Origin of the sequence: Allorhizobium sonneratiae (genome assembly GCF_023700755.1) — a bacterium.
Taxonomy (GTDB): Bacteria; Pseudomonadota; Alphaproteobacteria; order Rhizobiales; family Rhizobiaceae; genus Allorhizobium; species Allorhizobium sonneratiae.
In genome coordinates this window covers 226,431-245,794 of sequence record NZ_JAMKOJ010000008.1, presented here as the reverse complement: position 1 = coordinate 245,794, position 19,364 = coordinate 226,431, and the positions used below count along the sequence as shown (strand labels likewise).

Annotated in this window: 18 protein-coding genes and 2 tRNA genes; 7 read left to right on the top strand and 13 right to left on the bottom strand. The window is 57.0% G+C overall.

The features are described 5' to 3' along the window. Positions 1–27: 27 nt before the first annotated feature. From NAC44_RS15845 to NAC44_RS15815, 7 genes are all read right to left on the bottom strand, one after another. Positions 28–101: transfer RNA gene (locus NAC44_RS15845), tRNA-Cys, on the bottom strand. 165 nt (positions 102–266) lie between these two features. Continuing rightward, the gene (locus tag NAC44_RS15840; RefSeq protein ID WP_250942324.1) at positions 267–713 is read right to left on the bottom strand and encodes a hypothetical protein; all 447 of its coding nucleotides are present in this window, start codon (positions 711–713) and stop codon (positions 267–269) included. Further along, a complete protein-coding gene (locus tag NAC44_RS15835; RefSeq protein WP_250942322.1) occupies positions 710–1,021 on the bottom strand; it encodes a hypothetical protein in 312 nt (103 codons plus the stop codon). The genes NAC44_RS15840 and NAC44_RS15835 overlap by 4 nt, the downstream gene beginning before the upstream one ends. After that, positions 1,003–1,353, bottom strand: a complete 351-nt coding sequence (locus NAC44_RS15830; RefSeq protein ID WP_250942320.1) for a hypothetical protein — start codon at positions 1,351–1,353, stop codon at positions 1,003–1,005. Before NAC44_RS15830 ends, NAC44_RS15835 begins: the two co-directional genes overlap by 19 nt. 26 nt (positions 1,354–1,379) lie before the next feature. Next, a complete protein-coding gene (locus NAC44_RS15825) occupies positions 1,380–1,586 on the bottom strand; it encodes a hypothetical protein (protein ID WP_250942318.1) in 207 nt (68 codons plus the stop codon). Continuing rightward, on the bottom strand, positions 1,583–2,158 hold the full coding sequence (locus tag NAC44_RS15820; RefSeq protein WP_250942317.1) for a lysozyme family protein: 576 nt from the start codon (positions 2,156–2,158) through the stop codon (positions 1,583–1,585). Before NAC44_RS15820 ends, NAC44_RS15825 begins: the two co-directional genes overlap by 4 nt. A gap of 50 nt (positions 2,159–2,208) precedes the next feature. Then, the gene (locus NAC44_RS15815; RefSeq protein ID WP_250942315.1) at positions 2,209–2,478 is read right to left on the bottom strand and encodes a hypothetical protein; all 270 of its coding nucleotides are present in this window, start codon (positions 2,476–2,478) and stop codon (positions 2,209–2,211) included. Between the two features lie 177 nt (positions 2,479–2,655). On the opposite strand from NAC44_RS15815, the gene NAC44_RS15810 reads away from it, so the two are divergent. Beyond that, a complete protein-coding gene (locus NAC44_RS15810) occupies positions 2,656–3,393 on the top strand; it encodes a LexA family transcriptional regulator (protein WP_250942314.1) in 738 nt (245 codons plus the stop codon). Positions 3,394–3,606: 213 nt separating this feature from the next. Here NAC44_RS15810 and NAC44_RS15805 read toward each other — a convergent pair whose 3' ends face one another. Further along, a complete protein-coding gene (locus NAC44_RS15805; RefSeq protein ID WP_250942312.1) occupies positions 3,607–7,386 on the bottom strand; it encodes a vitamin B12-dependent ribonucleotide reductase in 3,780 nt (1,259 codons plus the stop codon). A gap of 805 nt (positions 7,387–8,191) precedes the next feature. Between NAC44_RS15805 and NAC44_RS15800 the strand changes: the two genes are divergently transcribed. After that, entirely contained in the window at positions 8,192–10,045 is a 1,854-nt protein-coding gene (locus NAC44_RS15800) for a methyl-accepting chemotaxis protein (RefSeq protein ID WP_250942310.1), read from the top strand. A gap of 103 nt (positions 10,046–10,148) precedes the next feature. Here the strand turns inward: NAC44_RS15800 and NAC44_RS15795 are convergent, their stop codons facing one another. After that, complete coding sequence (locus NAC44_RS15795; RefSeq protein ID WP_250942308.1) at positions 10,149–11,228, bottom strand: LacI family DNA-binding transcriptional regulator; 1,080 nt, start codon at positions 11,226–11,228, stop codon at positions 10,149–10,151. Between the two features lie 290 nt (positions 11,229–11,518). Here NAC44_RS15795 and NAC44_RS15790 point away from each other — a divergent pair, with 290 nt between their 5' ends. The 3 genes from NAC44_RS15790 (at position 11,519) to NAC44_RS15780 (ending at position 14,393) form a co-directional block, all read left to right on the top strand. Beyond that, the gene (locus NAC44_RS15790; protein WP_250942306.1) at positions 11,519–12,832 is read left to right on the top strand and encodes an MFS transporter; all 1,314 of its coding nucleotides are present in this window, start codon (positions 11,519–11,521) and stop codon (positions 12,830–12,832) included. Positions 12,833–12,913: 81 nt separating this feature from the next. Continuing rightward, entirely contained in the window at positions 12,914–13,846 is a 933-nt protein-coding gene (locus NAC44_RS15785; RefSeq protein WP_250942304.1) for a dihydrodipicolinate synthase family protein, read from the top strand. Positions 13,847–13,913: 67 nt separating this feature from the next. Then, positions 13,914–14,393, top strand: a complete 480-nt coding sequence (locus tag NAC44_RS15780; RefSeq protein WP_250942302.1) for a NanQ anomerase/TabA/YiaL family protein — start codon at positions 13,914–13,916, stop codon at positions 14,391–14,393. 63 nt (positions 14,394–14,456) lie between these two features. Here the strand turns inward: NAC44_RS15780 and gpt are convergent, their stop codons facing one another. The 3 genes from gpt to NAC44_RS15765 all read right to left on the bottom strand — a co-directional run bounded on the left by gpt (position 14,457) and on the right by NAC44_RS15765 (position 16,957). Continuing rightward, positions 14,457–14,954, bottom strand: coding sequence for a xanthine phosphoribosyltransferase (gpt, locus tag NAC44_RS15775; protein ID WP_250942300.1), 498 nt, complete (start codon positions 14,952–14,954; stop codon positions 14,457–14,459). Between the two features lie 232 nt (positions 14,955–15,186). Continuing rightward, positions 15,187–16,026 (bottom strand): universal stress protein, encoded by an 840-nt coding sequence (locus NAC44_RS15770; RefSeq protein WP_250942298.1) that lies wholly within the window; start codon positions 16,024–16,026, stop codon positions 15,187–15,189. Between the two features lie 166 nt (positions 16,027–16,192). After that, entirely contained in the window at positions 16,193–16,957 is a 765-nt protein-coding gene (locus tag NAC44_RS15765; protein WP_250942296.1) for a competence/damage-inducible protein A, read from the bottom strand. 188 nt (positions 16,958–17,145) lie between these two features. On the opposite strand from NAC44_RS15765, the gene NAC44_RS15760 reads away from it, so the two are divergent. Together NAC44_RS15760 and NAC44_RS15755 are read left to right on the top strand one after the other, a co-directional pair. Beyond that, positions 17,146–17,231, top strand: a tRNA-Leu gene (locus tag NAC44_RS15760). Positions 17,232–17,411: 180 nt separating this feature from the next. After that, positions 17,412–17,735, top strand: a complete 324-nt coding sequence (locus NAC44_RS15755; protein ID WP_250942294.1) for a hypothetical protein — start codon at positions 17,412–17,414, stop codon at positions 17,733–17,735. Positions 17,736–17,792: 57 nt separating this feature from the next. Here NAC44_RS15755 and NAC44_RS15750 read toward each other — a convergent pair whose 3' ends face one another. Then, a complete protein-coding gene (locus tag NAC44_RS15750) occupies positions 17,793–19,274 on the bottom strand; it encodes an esterase-like activity of phytase family protein (protein WP_250942292.1) in 1,482 nt (493 codons plus the stop codon). Between the last annotated feature and the right edge of the window lie 90 nt (positions 19,275–19,364).

Genomic DNA, 19,364 nt, shown 5'->3' with positions numbered 1-19,364 from the left:
GAATTTAACAAATAAAATCATTGGGAATGGAGGCCTCGCCCGGAATCGAACCGGGGTGCAAGGATTTGCAGTCCTCTGCGTAACCACTCCGCCACGAGGCCATTCCAAAGTTTTTGCGTGTGGTGGGGCGCATTTAGAACGGTTCTTCAAAGAGCGCAAGAGGATTTTCCAAATTTTGCCGGCTTTCCACCGACCAATCTGATAATCCCGATGCAGGATATTGAAAAAACTTCAAAATTCTTGGAATGCGCCTTGGTCTTTCTCCATCACGGCCTGTCAGTAACGTGGACCTTATCCAGCCTTTGCAGGATTTCACGCATGACCTTCAGATCGCCTGCCTGCTCGGCAACTGTTTTTTGCAGATCTCTGAGTGCCGTGGCGGTGACGCCTGCCGATTGCTCGGCAAGCGAAACGCGATAGGCCAGATTGTCGAGCTTACGCAGTTCAGCGTCGGTTGATCTGAACCGCTCCTCGATCTTGCCTTCATCCGCGCTCTGTCGTGTTTCAGCTGTCAGTCGCCACCGCAACAGATCCTGCAGATCGCTGCGAGTCTCGGCCCAGACATAGCCGCCGCCGGCAACGAAGCCGGCCAGGGTTATCAGATGGATCAGCGTATTGAGGCTAATATCCATTTTGAAGCGTGGCCGGTCTTGCGTGCTGGCAGCCGTCGTCACCTCCAGAATTTTCCGGGTCAGATAAAAACGCCTCATCATGGCTTTTCCCCTTCCACCCCCTTGCGATAGCTTTGCCACCAACTGCGGCAATCCGCCGACTGGCGGTCGCGATGATCGGCAACGACCTCCCAGCGCTTCTGGGTGATCACGTGCGGCTCATTCAGGCCCGGCACAACCCTGCCCGTTTTGGCCGTGCAGGCATTGGGCAAAGTGGGCAGCGCCAACTGTGCCGTTGCCTGCCCTTTCATCGTTGCGGCCTGCTGCAAAGCCCTGTCGGTGCTGCCGCATCCGGCCAGCGCCAGAAGAAGCCCGGCAGGAAGACAGGCCATCAATGCTCTTGCAGCCATTGCAATTCCTCCGCTGTCCAGTGGGATAGACCCGGCTGGCTTGCCGCCTGCCGCTGAAGATCGGTGATTTTGGCCTCGGTTGCGGCTCTGGCGGCCTCTGTTGCGGCTTCGCGCGCTTCAGCCTCGTTTTCGGCCTGTTCCGCCGCTTCACGCAATTGCGTTTCCCGCGCCAGCCGGGCCTGAAGCGCCTCTGCTTCAGCCTTGCTCACCATGGCCGCCTCAATCACCGCCTTTTCATGCGGATAACCGATCAGCCAGTCATAGGCGCCATAGGCAAGAAGCCCCGCCGCAAGACCCGCGACAATATAAAGCTTGTCAAAAAGGGAAATCATTTCAGTACTTTCTCAAAGGTAAGATCTCAATTACCCCTCACCGGCGGCTGCGGCCTGACCATGCCTGAGGGGCCATCGCGCCAGGCATTGATCAGAATTTTGACGAGGCCGAGCAGACCGACGATTTTCAGCGAGGTCCCCTCGCTGAAGAACGGCGTCCAGTCGAAGAGCGACAGCGCTGGCACCGCCGCAATCAGCATGTTGATGATGTTGTGGAGGAAATTGGTGTTCATGCCTCACCTGCCCCGGCATCACCCGCCTCAAAACCATGGAAAAAGGCGTGTGCATAACCAGCAATCAATTCGGCCCGGTCTATGCCGTTGATGATGCGCCTTGCATTGACGAAATCGCATCGATCGTCGCCAATGTAATCGGCCAGTTTTTTGCCCGTGTACCAGCCTTGCACCATGCCGGTAACGGCGGCTTTTGCCGCAAGATCGATATCGGTCAACAGCAGATCGTAATCGGCGATCAACCGGCCATTCAGGCCGAGCTCCCTGTCGGTGCGCTCATAATTTCTGTCCCATGTCGTCTGAACAAAGCCCCGTCCATAGGCGATCTGCCCGTGATTGCGGCCCGGCACGCCATAGGGGCGCCCTTTGCCTTTGCCATATTCGGCAATCGGCTGCATGGTTTTCGCCGTCTCGTGATAGGCGGTGGCCAGCACATAAGCTGTCTGGTGCAGGCTTAAAGACTGCGCGCGCGTCTCCGCCAGAAGCGCATGGATGCCATCAACCTGCGGCTGGGCAAGCCGTCCGGAAAACAAAGGCGCACGTAGCGCCGCAAACATATTTGCGTCGTTCATCCTAGTCTCTTTTCGGGAAAATCAGATCAGGGGGAAACAGGCAGCAGCTCTCAAGCGTGCCCCGGTCTTTTGGGTATGGAAAACAGCGCATTGGCAGCCTGCCGATGCGCCTTCGCTCTGTGGCCGCTATGGCGGTATCCGCCATTGACATAGGCCAGCAGATGCCGGTTGACCGCCTTCACCGCCTCAAGCTCGGTTGCAAACACCTGCGGCTCGCCACCCTTGCCCAGAAGCGGGCGGGCACTGCCATCGCGCGGCAGTCTCAGCATGGCCCACCAGCCTTTGGTAACGGCCTGCGCATATCCCTTCAATTCATTCATCGAAATCGGCTCCTGAGAATATCACTTTCAAAAATCAACGAAACAGAGCTTGCATCGCTTCGTCTTTACGCATAATTACGTTTTATACGTAAATTTGTCAACGTAGAAAACGTAAACGCATTCTGCGTAAAAAAGATCATGCCAATGTCACCGATCCCATCCAGGCTGCGCGCCCTGATGAAACGCGCGAATATGACCATGGATGAACTGGCGCAGGCCATGGGCTATGCCCGGGCCTCCAGCATCCAGCGCTATCTGACGGATGGCGAATATCGCAAAGCCTTCATCAGTCCCGATCTGGCGCATAAGCTGGAGCAGGCCATGCTTGGCAAGGGGCAGCCGCCGATCATGAAGGCCGAGATCTGGGATATGACCGGCATGACAGAGGGGCAGTTGCCGCAAATGCGCACCCCAATGACGCCACCGGCGGCGGAAACATCAGCTGCTCACAGCCATCGCTACCGACCCCGCACGGTTGGCGCCCTGCCGGAAATCGACCTGACCCACACGTCTGAAACCGAGATTGCTGCCCTGATTGCTGCCGATGACGCCCTGTCTTTCGATCAGGTCGTTGCCGAATGGCATTTTCCCGAGTCTTATCTGAAGGACGAGCTTAAGCTCTCCGCCCGCCACACCATCGTCATGGCGGTGACCGGTCAGGCCATGCTGCCGAGCTATCAGCCGGGTGATCGGGTGCTGGTCGATCTTTCGCAAAAGACACTGGTGGCGGATGCAGTCTACGTCATCAGCGACGGCACCTCGACGCCAGATATCCGGCGGCTGCAGCGTGTGCCGTTTTCCAATCCGCCGCAGGTGATAATCCTGTCCGACAATGCCAGCCTGCAGGCCTTCACGGTGGAGATGGCAAAGCTGAAGATTATCGGCCGGGTCTGCGGCGTCATTGCCCGCCGCTGATGTTTTAGAGACATACGGGCGATCAAGGGTGCATCCGCTAAAGGTGCTTGGTTTCTGCTCCTGCCCCATAGAAGCGTAATACAGGGCCTGACCGATATGTCGTCCGTGAAGACAAGAGGTTGGAGCACGCGCGGCAAAGTTGCCCGTTCGCATCAATAGTTCAGCCCGAAGATGATCTCCGGGCTGAACTTTTTTAATTTATCCGCAGCTAAATCAGCTGCATCCGCTCGTTGCGCCGCAGGTGTCGCACTTTTCGCAGGTGCCGTTGCGCACCATGGTAAAGTTCTGGCACTCGGAGCACATATTGCCGGTATAGCCCTGAGCGATGGAGCGCATACGGCGCTGGTTTTCCATCTTCTTGGCTTCGGCCTTGGCGGCTTCGGCGGCCTCTGCGGCGCTGTCGGTGAAGAGGCTTTCTTCTGCGACCTCTTCGGCAAGTTCCGCTGCGCGCTCCTCATAGTCACGTTTGAAGGAGACGACTTCCGAGGTGGCGACGGCCGTGGTCACGTCGAGCTTGCGGGCGGTGTTGCCGGAGAAGGCGGTGACATTGCCGGCAGCACTGGCCTTGGCCGGGCTGGCGGTGGCAGCGCCACGCGGTTCTGCCGTGCCGGCAACGGAGGTCGAGGAAACCAGCGTTGGCTTATAGCCGCGCGTCAGGCCCTTCGACACCACATCGGCCCTGCCCTCCTTCAGGCCGCGACCCAGCGCCGTGTTGTCGAAATCAGACGTATCGACATGGGCAAGGTCCTGGCGGCCGAGATAGGAGATTGCCAGTTCGCGGAACACGTAGTCGAGGATGGACGTAGCGTTCTTGATCGCGTCATTGCCGGTCACCATGCCTGCCGGTTCAAACTTGGTGAAGGTGAAGGCATCGACATATTCTTCCAGCGGCACGCCATATTGCAGGCCGAGCGACACGGAGATGGCGAAGTTGTTGATGAAGGCGCGCAGCGCCGAACCTTCCTTGTTCATATCCAGGAAGATTTCGCCAAGGCGGCCATCGTCATATTCGCCGGTGCGCAGGAAGATGGTGTGCCCGCCGATCTTGGCCTTCTGGGTATAGCCCTTGCGGCGATGCGGCAGTTTTTCCTGTTCGCGCACCACGCGCTCGACAATCCGTTCAACGATCCGTTCGGTGATGGTGACGGCCTGAGCGGCGGCGGGCTGGGCGACCAGTTCCTCCAGCGCATCCTCTTCGTCCTCATCCTCGATCAGCGAGGCATTGAGCGGCTGGGAAAGCTTCGAGCCATCGCGGTAAAGCGCATTGGCCTTCAGCGCCAGTTTCCAGGAGAGCATATAGGCAGCGCCACAATCCTCGACGGTCGCCTCGTTCGGCATGTTGATCGTCTTGGAGATCGCGCCCGAGATGAAGGGCTGGGCTGCCGCCATCATGCGGATATGGCTTTCAACCGAAAGATACCGCTTGCCGATCTTGCCGCAAGGATTGGCGCAATCGAACACCGGCAGGTGCTCGGCCTTGAGGAAGGGCGCGCCTTCCAGCGTCATCGCGCCGCAGACATGGATATTGGCCGCTTCGATCTCTTTCTTCGTGAAGCCGAGATGGTCGAGCAGGTTGAAGCTCATATCGGCAAGCTGTTCGTCGGAAACGCCGAGCTTGTCCTTCATGAAATCCGCACCCAGCGTCCACTGGTTGAAGACGAATTTGATATCGAAAGCGCTCTTCAGCGCGCCGTTGACGGCCTCGATCTTCTCATCGGAAAAACCCTTGGCCTTCAGCGAACCGGGATTGACGCCCGGCGCCTGATTGAGATTGCCGTGACCGACGGCATAGGCCTCGATCTCGGCAATCTGGCTTTCGCTATAGCCCAGCGTGCGCAGCGCTTCGGGCACAGCGCCGTTGATGATCTTGAAATAGCCGCCACCGGCCAGTTTCTTGAACTTCACCAGCGCGAAATCCGGTTCGATACCGGTGGTGTCGCAATCCATGACGAGGCCGATCGTGCCGGTCGGGGCGATAACCGAAACCTGCGCATTGCGATAGCCGTGCTGTTCGCCAAGCTCAAGTGCCTTGTCCCAGGCGGCTTTGGCATGGGCAATCAGCGCCGGATCGGTGCAATCGGCATGGGCGAGCGGAACCGGATCGACGGACAGGCCTTCATAGCCCTTGGCCTCGCCATGGGCGGCGCGGCGATGGTTGCGGATGACACGCAGCATATGCTCGCGGTTCGGGCCGTAACCGGGGAAAGGACCAAGCTCGGACGCGATTTCCGCAGACGTTGCATAGCAGACGCCGGTCATGATGGCGGTCAGCGCACCGCAGATGGCGCGGCCTTCTGCCGAATCATAGGGAATGCCCGAAGACATCAGCAGACCGCCGATATTGGCGTAACCGAGACCCAGCGTGCGGTATTCATAGGAAAGTTCGGCAATCCGGCGCGAAGGGAACTGCGCCATCATGACGGAGATTTCCAGAACGACTGTCCACAGGCGCACGGCATGTTCGTAATCGGCGATGTTGATCTTTTTCGTCGCCGCATCCTTGAACTGCAACAGGTTCAGAGAAGCCAGATTGCAGGCCGTATCGTCCAGGAACATATATTCCGAGCACGGATTGGAGGCGCGGATCGGGCCGGCTGCCGGGCAGGTGTGCCAGTCGTTCATCGTCGTGTTGAAATGCAGGCCCGGATCGGCAGACGCCCAGGCGGCGTAGGAAATCTTTTCCCACAGATCGCGCGCCTTCAGCGTCTTCATCACCTTGCCGTCGCGACGCGCCGTCAGGTTCCACGTACCATCCTTTTCAACGGCGCGGAGGAAATCGTCCTTCAGCGAGACGGAATTGTTGGAGTTCTGGCCGGAAACAGTGAGATAGGCTTCCGAATCCCAATCGGTATCATAGGTCTTGAAGTCGAGATCCTTGTAGCCCTGCTTCGCGAACTGGATGACCCGCTTGATGTAGTTTTCCGGCACCTGATCCTTCTTGGCAGCGCGGATTTCGCGCTTGAGGGCCGGGTTTTCATTGGGATCAAAGCAGGCGTCATTCTCGGCCGAGCAATTGACGCAGGCCTTCATGATCGCCTTCAAGTGCTTGGCGACAATCTTTGAACCGGTGACGAGGGCGGCAACCTTCTGCTCTTCCTTCACCTTCCAGTCGATGTAGCTTTCGATATCCGGATGGTCGATGTCGACAACCACCATCTTGGCCGCGCGGCGCGTGGTGCCACCCGATTTGATCGCACCGGCTGCCCGGTCACCGATCTTCAGGAAGCTCATCAGGCCCGAGGAACGGCCGCCGCCCGACAGCTTTTCGCCCTCGCCGCGCAGCAGCGAGAAGTTGGAGCCGGTGCCGGAGCCGTATTTGAACAGGCGGGCTTCGCGCACCCACAGATCCATGATGCCGCCTTCATTGACCAGATCGTCTTCCACGGACTGGATGAAGCAGGCATGCGGCTGCGGATGCTCATAGGCCGACTTGGACTTGGTGAGCTTGCCGGTGAAGGGATCGACATAGAAATGGCCCTGCCCCGGACCGTCAATGCCATAGGCCCAGTGCAGGCCGGTGTTGAACCATTGCGGGCTGTTGGGAGCCACGCGCTGGGTGGCGAGCATATAGGCAAGCTCGTCGCGGAAGGCCATCGCATCCTCTTCCGAGGTGAAATATTTGCCCTTCCAGCCCCAATAGGTCCAGGTGCCGGCCAGACGATCGAAAACCTGACGCGCATCGGTTTCCGAACCGTAACGTTCCTCTTCGGGCAGGTCCTTCATTGCCTTTTCATCGGCAACCGACCGCCACAGGAAGGAGGGAACGTCGTTTTCCTCAACCTTTTTCAGAATTTTCGGTACGCCCGCCTTGCGGAAATATTTCTGCGCCAGAACATCGGTCGCCACCTGGCTGAACTGCGCCGGAACATCGATATCGGCCAGCCGGAAGACGATCGAACCGTCCGGATTCTTGATTTCACTGATCCCCTTGCGGAATTCGATCTGAGCATAGGCAGACTGCCCAGCCTTGGTGAAACGACGTTCAATGCGCATCTCAATTGTCCTCGTTCAACTGGGCGCCCTCAAAAAAGGCGCAAAAAGGGATGGGCCATGCCGTTTCACCGGCAGCCGCTGGTTCGCTCGTCTAACAAGCGAGGCCAATCATCATGATGGTTTCGCTCTTTATGTTGTGATTGGCGCGTTCGCAAATACAAAATATAGTATCCACAGCTTGTTATTACCAATCACATTGTGTGGCAATTGGCTTAAATTCCACGCAAGGTCCCCGTCCCGGTCAAGCGCATCCGCCTCACCGATGTCATTCAGAACCTGTCCGCTGAATTTCAGAACCGGCCTTGTTCAGGTCTTCCGGTTCAGCCGCCGCCGCAACATAAGTTTCATTAATCGCGGAACAGAGCGCGCCGTCAAGGGCTGGTTTGTTGCCAATTCATTAACCCTACATCTTGTGTCTGAGAGCTGTGGAAAACGGGGAAAGCCTCTAGCCTAGGGAATTCAGAGACTTGGGCCCAAAGCTTGATGGTTAATGCAAAATAAAGAGATTTTTTTCCACTGTCCGATTTGCCGCAGCCCGATAATGGTGTGGAGAACAAGCTTGCCCCTTTCGCACTCTATCTAGGTTGGCAAAGGGCCGAATCATCTCGGCAAAGCTTCACGTGCTTCTGCGTTTCACCCCTAAAACAGGGGGAATGTTAACTCCTTTTCCCTAAGATGGCACTTAACTGAAAACCAACAATGTCACGACAATGGAGTGTCAGGGCACCATAAGATGTGGGCGAGAGGGCTTGTGATGATCAATAATCTGTCAATTTTGAAAAAAATCAGTTTTGTTGTCGTTATGATGGGCTTTGTTGCCCTGGCGATTGCGGGAGCTGGCGGCCTCGGTCTGCTATCGCTTGGCTCTTCCCTGCAAAACACAGGTGCGCGCGAAGAAGTGGCCCGCGAAGCCATGGATCTGCGTATCGACATCATCGCCATAAGCCGCATGACCTATCAACTGGCCCAGGAGCCGGACAAGGCGGCGGATTTTGCCAAGGAAACGGAAAAGCGCGCAGCAGAAATGCTGGCCCGTCTGCCCAAGATCGCCTCCACCGCCGACGCAAACGAACAAAAACAGCTTCAGGATATCCGTACCACGCTCGCTGACTATTTCGACACGATCCGAGGGATGGTCAGGATTGCGGGGACAGATCAGGGCAAGGACCCTGTCGTGATGCGCAAGGCGCTGGACAAGGCGCTTGACGGGCAAAAGACCGTGACGGCTGCCGTCAAGGTCTACAGCAACTATTCGGCAAAGACTCTGTCTGCTGCGCGGGCCGAGGCAATCGACAAGGCACGGACGACCATGATCGTGCTCATGGCAACGGCTGGAATCTGCCTTGCTATCGGCATGACAATCAGCACGATCCTGGCCCGGCGCGGCATTGCCATGCCGTTGCGTCGGCTCACCGCCACAATGAGCCGGCTTGCCGCTGGAGACCTCAACGAAACCATCGCCGGCACGGACCGCGGTGACGAGATCGGCGAAATGGCACGGACGCTGGATATCTTCCGCGCCAATCGCCAACACATGCTGGAGCTGGAAGCGCAGGAAGCGGCCCTGCAAAAGCAGAGCAGCGATCTTCAGTCCAGCATCAGCACCATCGTTTCCGCCGCCGCCAAGGGCGATTTTACCCAGCGGATCAGCAAAACCTATGAGGATGCCGATCTGCAACGCTTTGCCGAAAGCGTCAATACGCTGGTGGACAGCGTCGATCGCGGTATTGCCGAGGTGCGCCGCGTGATTGCCGCCCTTGCCGTTTCCGATCTCAGCCAGAATATGATGGGCACCTTCGAGGGAGCGTTTGCCGAGCTGCAAACTAATGTCAATCACACGATGCAGACGCTCCGCCAGACCATGCAGGCTATCCGTAATGCGTCGGGCGTTATCACCGGAAATTCCGGTGAGCTGAGTTCAGCCGCCAACCAGCTTGCCCGGCGCACGGAGCAGCAGGCCGCATCGCTTGAGGAAACTGCCGCAGCACTCGAAGAGATCACCACCACGGTACGCACCTCCACTGGTCAGGCGCGTGAGGCCAGCAGCCTTGTGGAAAAGACCATGAACAGCGCTGGCAAATCCGGCGAAATCGTCAAGAATGCCATCGACGCCATGGGCAAGATCGAACAATCCTCGGAAAAGATCGGCCAGATCATCTCGGTCATCGACGAAATTGCCTTCCAAACCAATCTTCTGGCGCTGAATGCGGGTGTCGAGGCAGCCCGTGCCGGTGAGGCCGGACGTGGCTTTGCCGTCGTGGCGCAGGAAGTGCGCGAACTGGCGCAACGCTCCGCCAACGCCGCCAAGGACATCAAGAGCCTGATCAACACCTCGGGCGACCATGTCAAAAGCGGTGTATCGCTGGTGCTCTCCACCGGCGATGCACTCAATGAAATCGTCAAGCTGGTCAACGACGTGAATGGTCATGTCGTCGGCATTGCCAAGGCATCGGAAGAACAGTCAACGGCCCTTGCCGAAATCAACACCGCCGTCAACCAGATGGACCAGATGACACAGCAGAACGCCGCCATGGTGGAAGAAACAACCGCCGCCAGTCAGGTTCTGGCGCAGGAAGCGCAACATCTACAGGTTCAGCTTGACCAGTTCCGGCTGGAAAACGGTGAGGGCCAGAAGAACCTGAGACAAAGAGCTGCATAAATCGAGTGTTATTGAATATCACTCTTGGCATTCCTTTTTCGAATATCTCAAGCCGCAGATGTATTTGAGATATTCGAAACCTCTTCAAGGCGAGAAGCGTGCTTTATGGTTCCTGAGCGGGAGCTGCCGTGCTCTCACGCAACCGCAAGCTGACGGCCACTTCATGAGACTGCGGCCTGTCGCTCTTCCCCGTGAGGCAAGTCACAAGTTGTTCTGCGGCAATCCTGCCGATCTGCCTGTTATCGACAAACATGGTTGTCAGAGCCGGACGAATTCGGGAGGATAATTCCAGATCGTCGAACCCGGTCACCGAAAAATCCTCCGGGACTTGATAACCGGCGCGGGCGATGCCCATCTGCACCCCCAAGGCCAATGTGTCATTGCCGCATATAATCGCAGTCGGCCGACTGGGCACTGGAAGAGCGGCAAGCCTTCCGGCACAGTCCATGCCGAAATCGAGACTTGCCTTGCCGATCATCATGCTTTGCCCGTCCAGCGACAGACCGGCAGAGGCCAGGGCTTTTTCAATACCGCGCAGACGGGCTTCGACGCGGTCGTTATCGTCTTTCGGCTGCATGACAACGGCAAAACGCCGATGTCCAAGCTCAATCAAATGGTTGGTCATGCGGGCAAAGGCCGCTTCATTGTCGAAACCGACCATGGCGTGATCTGCACCGGGACGATAGGCATAGGTCAGGACATAGGGAATGGCGAGCCGCTCCAGATGCTCATAAAGAGCAGGCGGATGGGTCTCACCGGCCAGAGCCATGGCTTCCACGCCGCGCTCGATCATGGCCATTGCCTGCTGCAAACCAAGATCGGGATTGTAATTGGAGCAGGCGATCAACAGGTTCAGCCCATGCTCGGCAAAAACACGCTGCATGGCTCCGACCTGATGGGAAAAAATTTCATTGTCCAGCGTCGGAATGATGACCCCGGCAATATGGCTGCGATTGGAGGCCAGCGCCCTGCCCGCGGCATTGGGCACCCAGCCGACGCTCTTGGCGGCGGCAAATATCTTCTCACGCGTTTGCAAGGAGACCTTTTCGGGCATGTTATAGGCACGCGACACAGTCGCCGTCGACACACCGGCCAGATGCGCCACCTCTTCCAGCTTTGCCCGACCGCTGCCCTCGCGAAGTCGCCGGGCCGCCTGTTCCTGCTGACCGGAGTTTTCCGTCATGTCCCGTCCCGTCTTGACCGCATGCCTGTCTGGTAGCGTAAAGACGATCCGCTTGGAATGGTTCGCGACGCAAGCGATAAAAAAATCTAACCGATTTAATTCCGGTCTCCCTCTTTTTTGATGGAGTACACCCGTTGACACCCTCATGAAAGCGGATCATGTAAGCGCTTACATAACGTGAGCCGCGCGGAGGAGCGCCCGGTTGCCGCGTGGGAGGCTCTGACAGAACCGACAAACGGCATCCGCCATGACGCGCACTATGGTTCTGTCATTCAAGGAGGAGAGGGCTAATGAGCACCATGATCAATCAGGAAACTGCAATCATAAAGGACAGGCCGGACACCAAGGCGCCGCCCCGGGTAAAGCGTATGCAAATTGTGTCGCTGAGCCTGCTGATGGTGGCCGGGGTGATCAACTATATGGATCGCGGCACGTTGGCGGTTGCCAATCACCGGATCGCGGAGGATCTGGGACTGTCACTTGGGGAAATGGGTCTGCTACTTTCTGCGTTTTCCTGGAGCTATGCACTGGCGCAATTGCCGGTCGGCGCGATGGTCGACCGGCTGGGGCCGCGCCGTCTTCTGGGTTTCGGCCTGATTTTCTGGTCACTGATGCAGGCGGCAGGCGGCTTTGTCACCTCGCTGTCCCAGTTCATTTTCAGCCGCATCGGGCTTGGCATTGGCGAAGCGCCACAATTTCCCTCAGCCGCCCGCGTTGTCAGCAACTGGTTTCCGGTGAGCAAGCGCGGCGTGCCGACCGGCATCTTCAATTCCGCCTCGCCGCTCGGCACAGCCATTGCACCGCTTCTCCTCACCCAGTTGCTGATCGTTCTCGACTGGCGCTGGGTGTTCATCATCACCGGTGCGGCTGGCATGGTGATGGCTGTCATCTGGTTTCTGCTCTATCGCGACCCAAAAACCATGGCGCTTTCCGCCGAAGAACGCGCCTATCTTTCCTCGGAAACAGAGGAAAAGCAGCAGAAGGTGACGCTGGGTGACTGGGCGGACCTGTTTTCCCATCGCGCCACCTGGGGCATGATCATCGGCTATTTCGGCAATGTCTATCTCAACTGGGTCTATCTGAGCTGGCTGCCATCCTATCTGGTCAATGAACGTCATATGAGCCTTGCCCGCAGCGGCTTCATGGCGTCTGTTCCCTTCTTCTGTGGCTTTATCGGTTGCCTGATGGCCGGCTGGCTGTCGGACAAGATCATCAAGAAAACCGAAGGCTCGCCCGTGCTTGGCCGCCGCATTCCGGTTGTCGTTGCCATGCTGGGCATGGCCGCCTTTACGGTACCGGCAGCGCTGGTGAAGGATAACGACATCGCGGTTTTCTGCATTTCCGTGGTCATCTTCCTGACCAATGCCGCCTCGGCCTGCTCCTGGGCGCTGGTCACGGCGGTCGCGCCGAAAAACCGTGTTGCCTCTCTCGGTTCGCTACAGAATTTCGGCGGTTTTCTCGGTGGATCGCTCGCTCCGATCCTGACCGGCTTTATCGCGGAATATTCCTCTTTTGTGCCAGCGCTACTGACAGGCGCGGCCTTTGCCTTCATTGGCGCGTGCAGCTATCTCGTGCTGGTGCGAAAGCCCATGGGCGACAACTGACATCAAATTTCAACCCCGGCTCTCCGGGTCCGGTTTTCCGGGCCCGGTGAGCCGATTTCGTCCTCAAAACGGATTTTCATCATGACAAGCCAAGCCATTCAGGGCGTCATTCCCGTTATGCTTACCCCCTTTCACGACAATGGCGAGATCGATTATCCCGGTCTTGAACGGTTGATCGAATGGTATATCGCCAAAGGGTCAGGCGCTCTCTTTGCCGTCTGCCAGTCCAGCGAAATGATGTTTCTAACGCTGGAAGAACGCGTCGCGCTCGGCCGTTTCGTGGTGGAAAAAACAGCAGGCCGCCTGCCGGTCGTCGTCTCCGGCCATATCAGCGACGATCTCGACCGTCAGATCGAGGAATTGCAGGCGATGAGCAAGGTGGGCGCCGACGGGCTGATCCTCGTCACCAACCATCTCGATCCAAAGAATGACGGCACATCCACCTTCAAGGCAACGCTCGACACGCTGCTCGCCGCCCTGCCGAAAGAGCTTCCGCTCGGGCTTTACGAATGCCCTGCCCCCTATCGCCGCCTGCTCAGCGATGAAGAACTGCGCTATTGCGCCGCAAGCGGTCGTTTCATCATGCTGAAGGATGTGAGCTGCGATCTGGAGACCGTCAAGCGGCGTCTGGACATTACCCGCGGCACGCCTTTGAAAATCCTCAATGCCAATGCCGCCATCGCCTGGGATGCGATGAAGGCTGGCGTGCCGGGCTTCAACGGCGTCTTCACCAATTTCCACCCGGACCTCTATAACTGGCTCTGGCGCGAGGGCGAAAACCATCTGGAACTGGCGTCGGAACTGGCAACGTTTCTGGTTCTTGCAGCCGTATCGGAAGCGCTGGGTTATCCGGGACTGGCCAAGCTTTACCATCAGCGCATCGGCACATTCCAAAGCATTCGCTGCCGGGTGATCGATTACGATATCCGCGAAAAATTCTGGGCACTGGATGCCGTTCTCGACAAGATCGTCGAAGGCACCGAGCATTTCCGCGCCCGCATCGCCAGTCTGTAACCACATGGCACCGTGCGTTTGATAAAGCGCACGGTGCCGCTTCTCCGCCTCAGTTTTGGAACATACAATGATAACCGGTTCTCTCGATCACTGGCAGCTTTACCGGCAAACCCTTCCTTCCGCGTTGATTTTGGCGATTGATGCAGCAACTGCGCTCGATCTCGACACTCTGCCACTTGGCAGGCACGAGATCGATGGTGACGATATCTTTCTTCTCATTCAGGAAATGACGACGCAAGCAGCGGAGAACTGCCGTCCGGAAGCCCATCGCCGTTATATCGATGTGCAAATCCTGCTGAAGGGCCGCGAAGCCTATGGCGTGGCCTTTCCCGATCCGGGACTTTTGCCACTGGAAGACCGGCTGGAGAAACACGACATTGCCTTTTATCCGGGCCGTGACAGCGAATATGTCGTCACGCTTCAGCCCCGCGATTTCGTCGTGTTCTTTCCCGGCGAATTTCACCGCCCCTGCTGCGAGGTGGGCGGCGCAACGGAAATCCGCAAGGCGGTGATCAAAGTGGATTCAAGACTGCTCGGACACTCTTGAAAATCAGCCTTTACAGCATCTTATGTGCGTTTGATCACGCACATAAGATGCTCAAAGGACGGCTCAGCCCTTGTGCCCCTTGGCGATCGGCTCCTGATAGGTAAAGCCCATATCCCAGGGGAAATAGATCCAGGTGTCCTGACTGACTTCGGTGACGAAAGTATCCACCGTCGGCACGCCCTTCGGCTTGGCGTAAACGCAGGCGAAATGCGCCTTCGGCAACATTTCGCGCACCTCCGAGGCAGTCTTGCCCGTATCGGTCAGATCGTCAACCACCAGCACGCCAGCACCGCCGTCTGTGGTCAGCTCTGCGGAAATGCCCTTGAGCAGGTTCATCTCACCCTGATTGACATAATCATGATAGGAGGCGATGCAGACCGTCTCAATGAGGCGGATGTTCAACTCGCGCGAGATGATGGCTGCCGGCACCAGACCGCCGCGGGTGATGCAGACGATGGCGCGGAAATCCTGGCCGAGACCGGCCAGACGCCATGCGAGTGCACGAGCATCACGGTGAAATTGATCCCAGGAAACAGGAAAGGCTTTATCGGGAAGGGACATGGTCGGCTCCGGCATGCATCCAGAGATCAGATACAGCCTCTGGCGCGCAAAATCATGATGAGGAGCAGCCCGCCGAAAGAGTTTACAACGTCAGTCGTTCTTCGGAACGCAGATAAGACGCCGTAACACCCTAAAGCTGCTGCGGTTCATGGGCTGGTGCTATAGGACCAATGACCGCAAAAAGGCAAGAGGGGAAACGTCAAACGCCCCCTCCTAGCCTGATTGACATGAGTTATCGTGACAGGAATGTCAGTGCCGTCATTGAATCGAGCAGAGTGCGGGTAACCCCGCCAAACAGCGCCTCCCACCAGCGCTTCTGTGAATAAGCGCCCATGACCAGAAGGTCGATGCTGGCATCCGAGAGACGGTTTTCGATATGGGCGGCCGCGTCGAGTTCCGACAGGCCCTTGTTCACCACCGTGACCTTGACGCCGTGACGGGCAAGGGTCTCGGCAATATCAGCCCCGGCCACGGTCTTGTCCATCTGCCGGTTGCGATCACTGACCACGCAGAACACCTCGACGCTTTCGGCCTGTTTCAGGAAGGGCAAGGCATCGAAAGTTGCCCTTGCCGCCTCGCGCGAGCCGTTCCAGGCAATCATCACCCGCCGGATCGGCTTCGGCTCTTTCAGAATATAGGGCACAAGCAGCACTGGTCTGCCGCTTTCATAAAGGGCTGTCTCCAGTTCGCTGCGATTGTCCGAGGCCGCCCCCTGCTCGCTCTGGGCAGCCAGAATGAGGTCGGCGGTGCGTGCACTGTCGATAAAGGAGCCGGAAACACCAAGTGCGGTGACAATATTGCGCCATTCCGCTGAAACGCCTTCCACACGCGCTGCCTCGTTGAAGCAGTTGGCGATGGCCAGCGTTTCCCGGTTGGCCATCTCCTGCATCGCTTCCAGAGCGACCGGATCAGGAATCTCCATCGGGGCCACCAAAGGCAGGGTAGAGAGGGCTTCGCTGTGCAGCCCGATCACATGCGCACCAAACTGACTGCCGAACGCCATGGAAAAGGCCGTCAATTGCCGGGCCGATTTTTCATGATCGAGAACGGTGAGAATTGTCTTGTAGGTCATGCCACCCTCCATTCATCCAACACCTTTCCCGATTTCGTCAGGAGAGGCCTTACACGCTGCGCCGGGCTTTTCGCCCACCGCTGTCGTCAACAGGAATGCGCCCTTGATGCTGCTTGTTCCTTGACTTCGATCAAACATGGGTGATCGCCCATGTTTCGGTGCATGATCAGGCCTCCAGCACCGTTTTTCCGGCCTTGATCGTGGCAAGCATCGCCTCGATTGCGACAATGGCCGCCTCAAGGGCAGGCTCGGAGCGGGCGCGCACGACAAGCTCCGTGTGAAAACCGCTCTTGCCGTCATAACGGGGATAGGAACCGATGCTGGTTTCCGGATGAGCCTTCTGTACTTCGCCCAGAGCCGTGCCGATCTCGCCCTCGCCGTAAGGGCAAGCAATGGCGCGCGACAGCACCTTCACGCCTCCCGGCAGGGTTTTCACCACATTTTCCAGCATGGCCTGAAACACCTGCGGCACGCCCGCCATGACATAGACATTCTCCACCCGGAAGCCGGGCGCGGTGGAGACGGGATTGTCGATATGCTCCGCCCCTTGCGGCATCCGCGCCATGCGCTTGCGCGCCTCGGTAAACTCCAGCCCACGGCGGGCATACATCTCGCCCATCAGGGTCATAGCTTTATCATCATGAACGCAAGGCAGGCCGAAGGCGGCAGATACGGCATCGGCGGTGATGTCATCATGGGTCGGGCCGATGCCACCGGAGGTGAAGACATAGGTATAGCGCTTGCGCAGCGCATTGAGCGCCGCAACAATTGCCTCCTGCTCGTCGGCCACGATCCGGACTTCCTTGAGGTCGATCCCGGCAAGGGTCAGCACATCGGCAAGATGGCCGATATTCTTGTCCTTGGTGCGACCGGAAAGCAGTTCATCGCCAATGGCCAGCATGGCGGCTGTAACGAGCGTCTGTTCTGTCATGGATTACGCCTTATTGAAACCGGGCTTTTATGTTTAAACCGCAACCGAGCCAAATCAAGCCTTTCAACACAGCGCGAACCAACACAAAAGCCTGATAATTCATGAGGTCAACCGTCACTCTTTGCGCTTTCCGGCCTTGACTGCATGGCACAAACCGGAGAAACAGGCGCGCGAACACAATCGCACAAGGCCGCTTGCCGAAACAGGTAGACGGAAGGCACTTAAAATGCCTCGGGCAACGCCCGTGTGGGTTCGAGTCCCACAGCGGCCACCAGCTTAATCTTGAAATTTTAGGGCTGATAAATCTTTCCGGTAAAGAAAAATTTTTCGTTACTTTTGATGTAGGCGACTTTTTTTGTAATTAATACCGACCAATAAATTTCAACCTTGAGTTATTTAAAAAATAAAATACACTTTCTAGTGTAAAATTTCATTCTAAAATATGAATTAAATCATGAAAGTACTCGCTTCCGCAAATTTCTCCGTTTCCAATTTCTCCTCTGGCGATTCAACACTAACTGCATCCGTCAAAAAGGGCGATGTCATCAAAGGCAGCCGTTTTCTTGTTGAAAATGTTACAGCCGGATCAGCCCTGATCGTTGCAACATTCTGGAAAGATGGAAAACCCATCAATGTTCAGAAAAATTTGGAAATCAATGTTCAATTACCAAATGTAAATACACTTGAAATCACCGAAGATGCCGACCAGGTTGTTATCGTTTTCGATAAAATAACATTTCCAATGGGAACTGTTATTATAAGTGTTGAACGACCTTAAAATTTACAAAGAGCGCCTTATTAGAAATACAAAAATAAGGCGCTCTAATTTAGAAATTTAATTCTTCGCCATGCCCGGCAGCGTCACGCGGAACACCTGAAACATGGTATCGACCTCAGCACCATTTTCGGCCTTGTAATCGACGCCGACCTGGTGGCCATGCTGGGTGAGGAAGTCGTTGTCATTGGCAACGAAGAGGAAATAATCGTCCGGGGTCGCCGGGTCCTCAACCGGGGCAATCGACATGGCTTCCCATTTTTCCGAAAGATTATTGCTGTCGTTGGGCTCGCCATTATGCAGTCCGAAGCGGGCGAGATCCTTTTCAGCATTGAGATCAATGAAGGAACTGACCTTGGCCACCGTCACGAAAGGATCAACCACGCCCTTCGGCGCCACAGGCTTCAGCCCGTCGAAATCGGTGTTGGCGATATCGGTCGCGCCGGAGACATCGACAAGATCGATCCTGCGATAAGTGGACTTGGCCTTTTTCAATCCCTGCCCGGCATTGCTGTCACGGGCCAGCATCAGGAAGGCCGTGTCGTTCAGTGCCAGCATTTCGCTCTGAGCGGCAACGACGGTCTTGCCCTTGCTGTCCTTGAAGCTCGGCAGCGGCACGACATATTCATGCACCAGTTTCAGATGATCGACATCGGCGGCATCGTAAACGAGAACGCGGGTGTTCATCCGGGTTTCCTTGTCGTCGCCGCCATCCTGACGGGTGGCCGACTGCAACAGAACCATCAGATATTTGCCATCCGGCGTCAGCGACATACCCTCAAAACCCTGATTGTTCTGACGGCCCGTATCCGGGTTTTTCGGTTCCGGCGCCTTGCCGCCCTCGCCGACATTGTCGGACGAGAAATTCAGCGCGCCCTTGCGCATCGGCAGAAAGGCCTTGGGCGGTTGCGTGGCGGAGATCAGCTTTCCTTGCGCCGAATAGTGGTAGATATAGGGGCCGTATTCGTCGCTGATCATGAAAGAGCCGTCGGCAAGGCGCACAATCGCTTCCGGATCGAGGGAAATCTCGCCGTTGCGGGCTTCCGGCATGTCGGGAAAACCGTTTGCCGCCTTGCGAATACCGGATTCGGGATCGAGACCTGTAAACGGCTTGCCCTTGTCATCGGTGAGCTTTTCGGTCTCGGCAAGCTTTGCCTTCAGACCGGTCTGCTCCTGTCCTTTGGCGGGTATTGCTCCCGGCGCAACCGGCATCAGGGTGAAATCGATGCGGTTTATGCGGTCATCATAGGCCGTCGTGCCTTCGACATTGTAGCCACGGTCGGGCAACAGCCACAGCGAACCGGTGTAATGGTCGCCATCCTTCTTCCATTTGGTCAGATCCATGGTCATGCCGGAACCGGAACCGAAGGTCTCGCCAAATTTGTCGCGCTGACTGGCGGGAATGCGGCCAATGGCCACCCGTCCCTTGTTGGTGATGGTCAGGCTGCCTGCCGTTGCCGTCGTATCGGCAAAGGCCACCGTTCCGTTTACGAAAACCACACCCGCACACAGAAAAGCAGCAAGCCGCGTCACGTTCTTCATGTCATCCCTCCAGCCATAACAATGACGGCAGAACCCCCTGAATTCACAGGGAACCGCCCTTGAGGAAAGACTTAATCAAGCAGAATAACA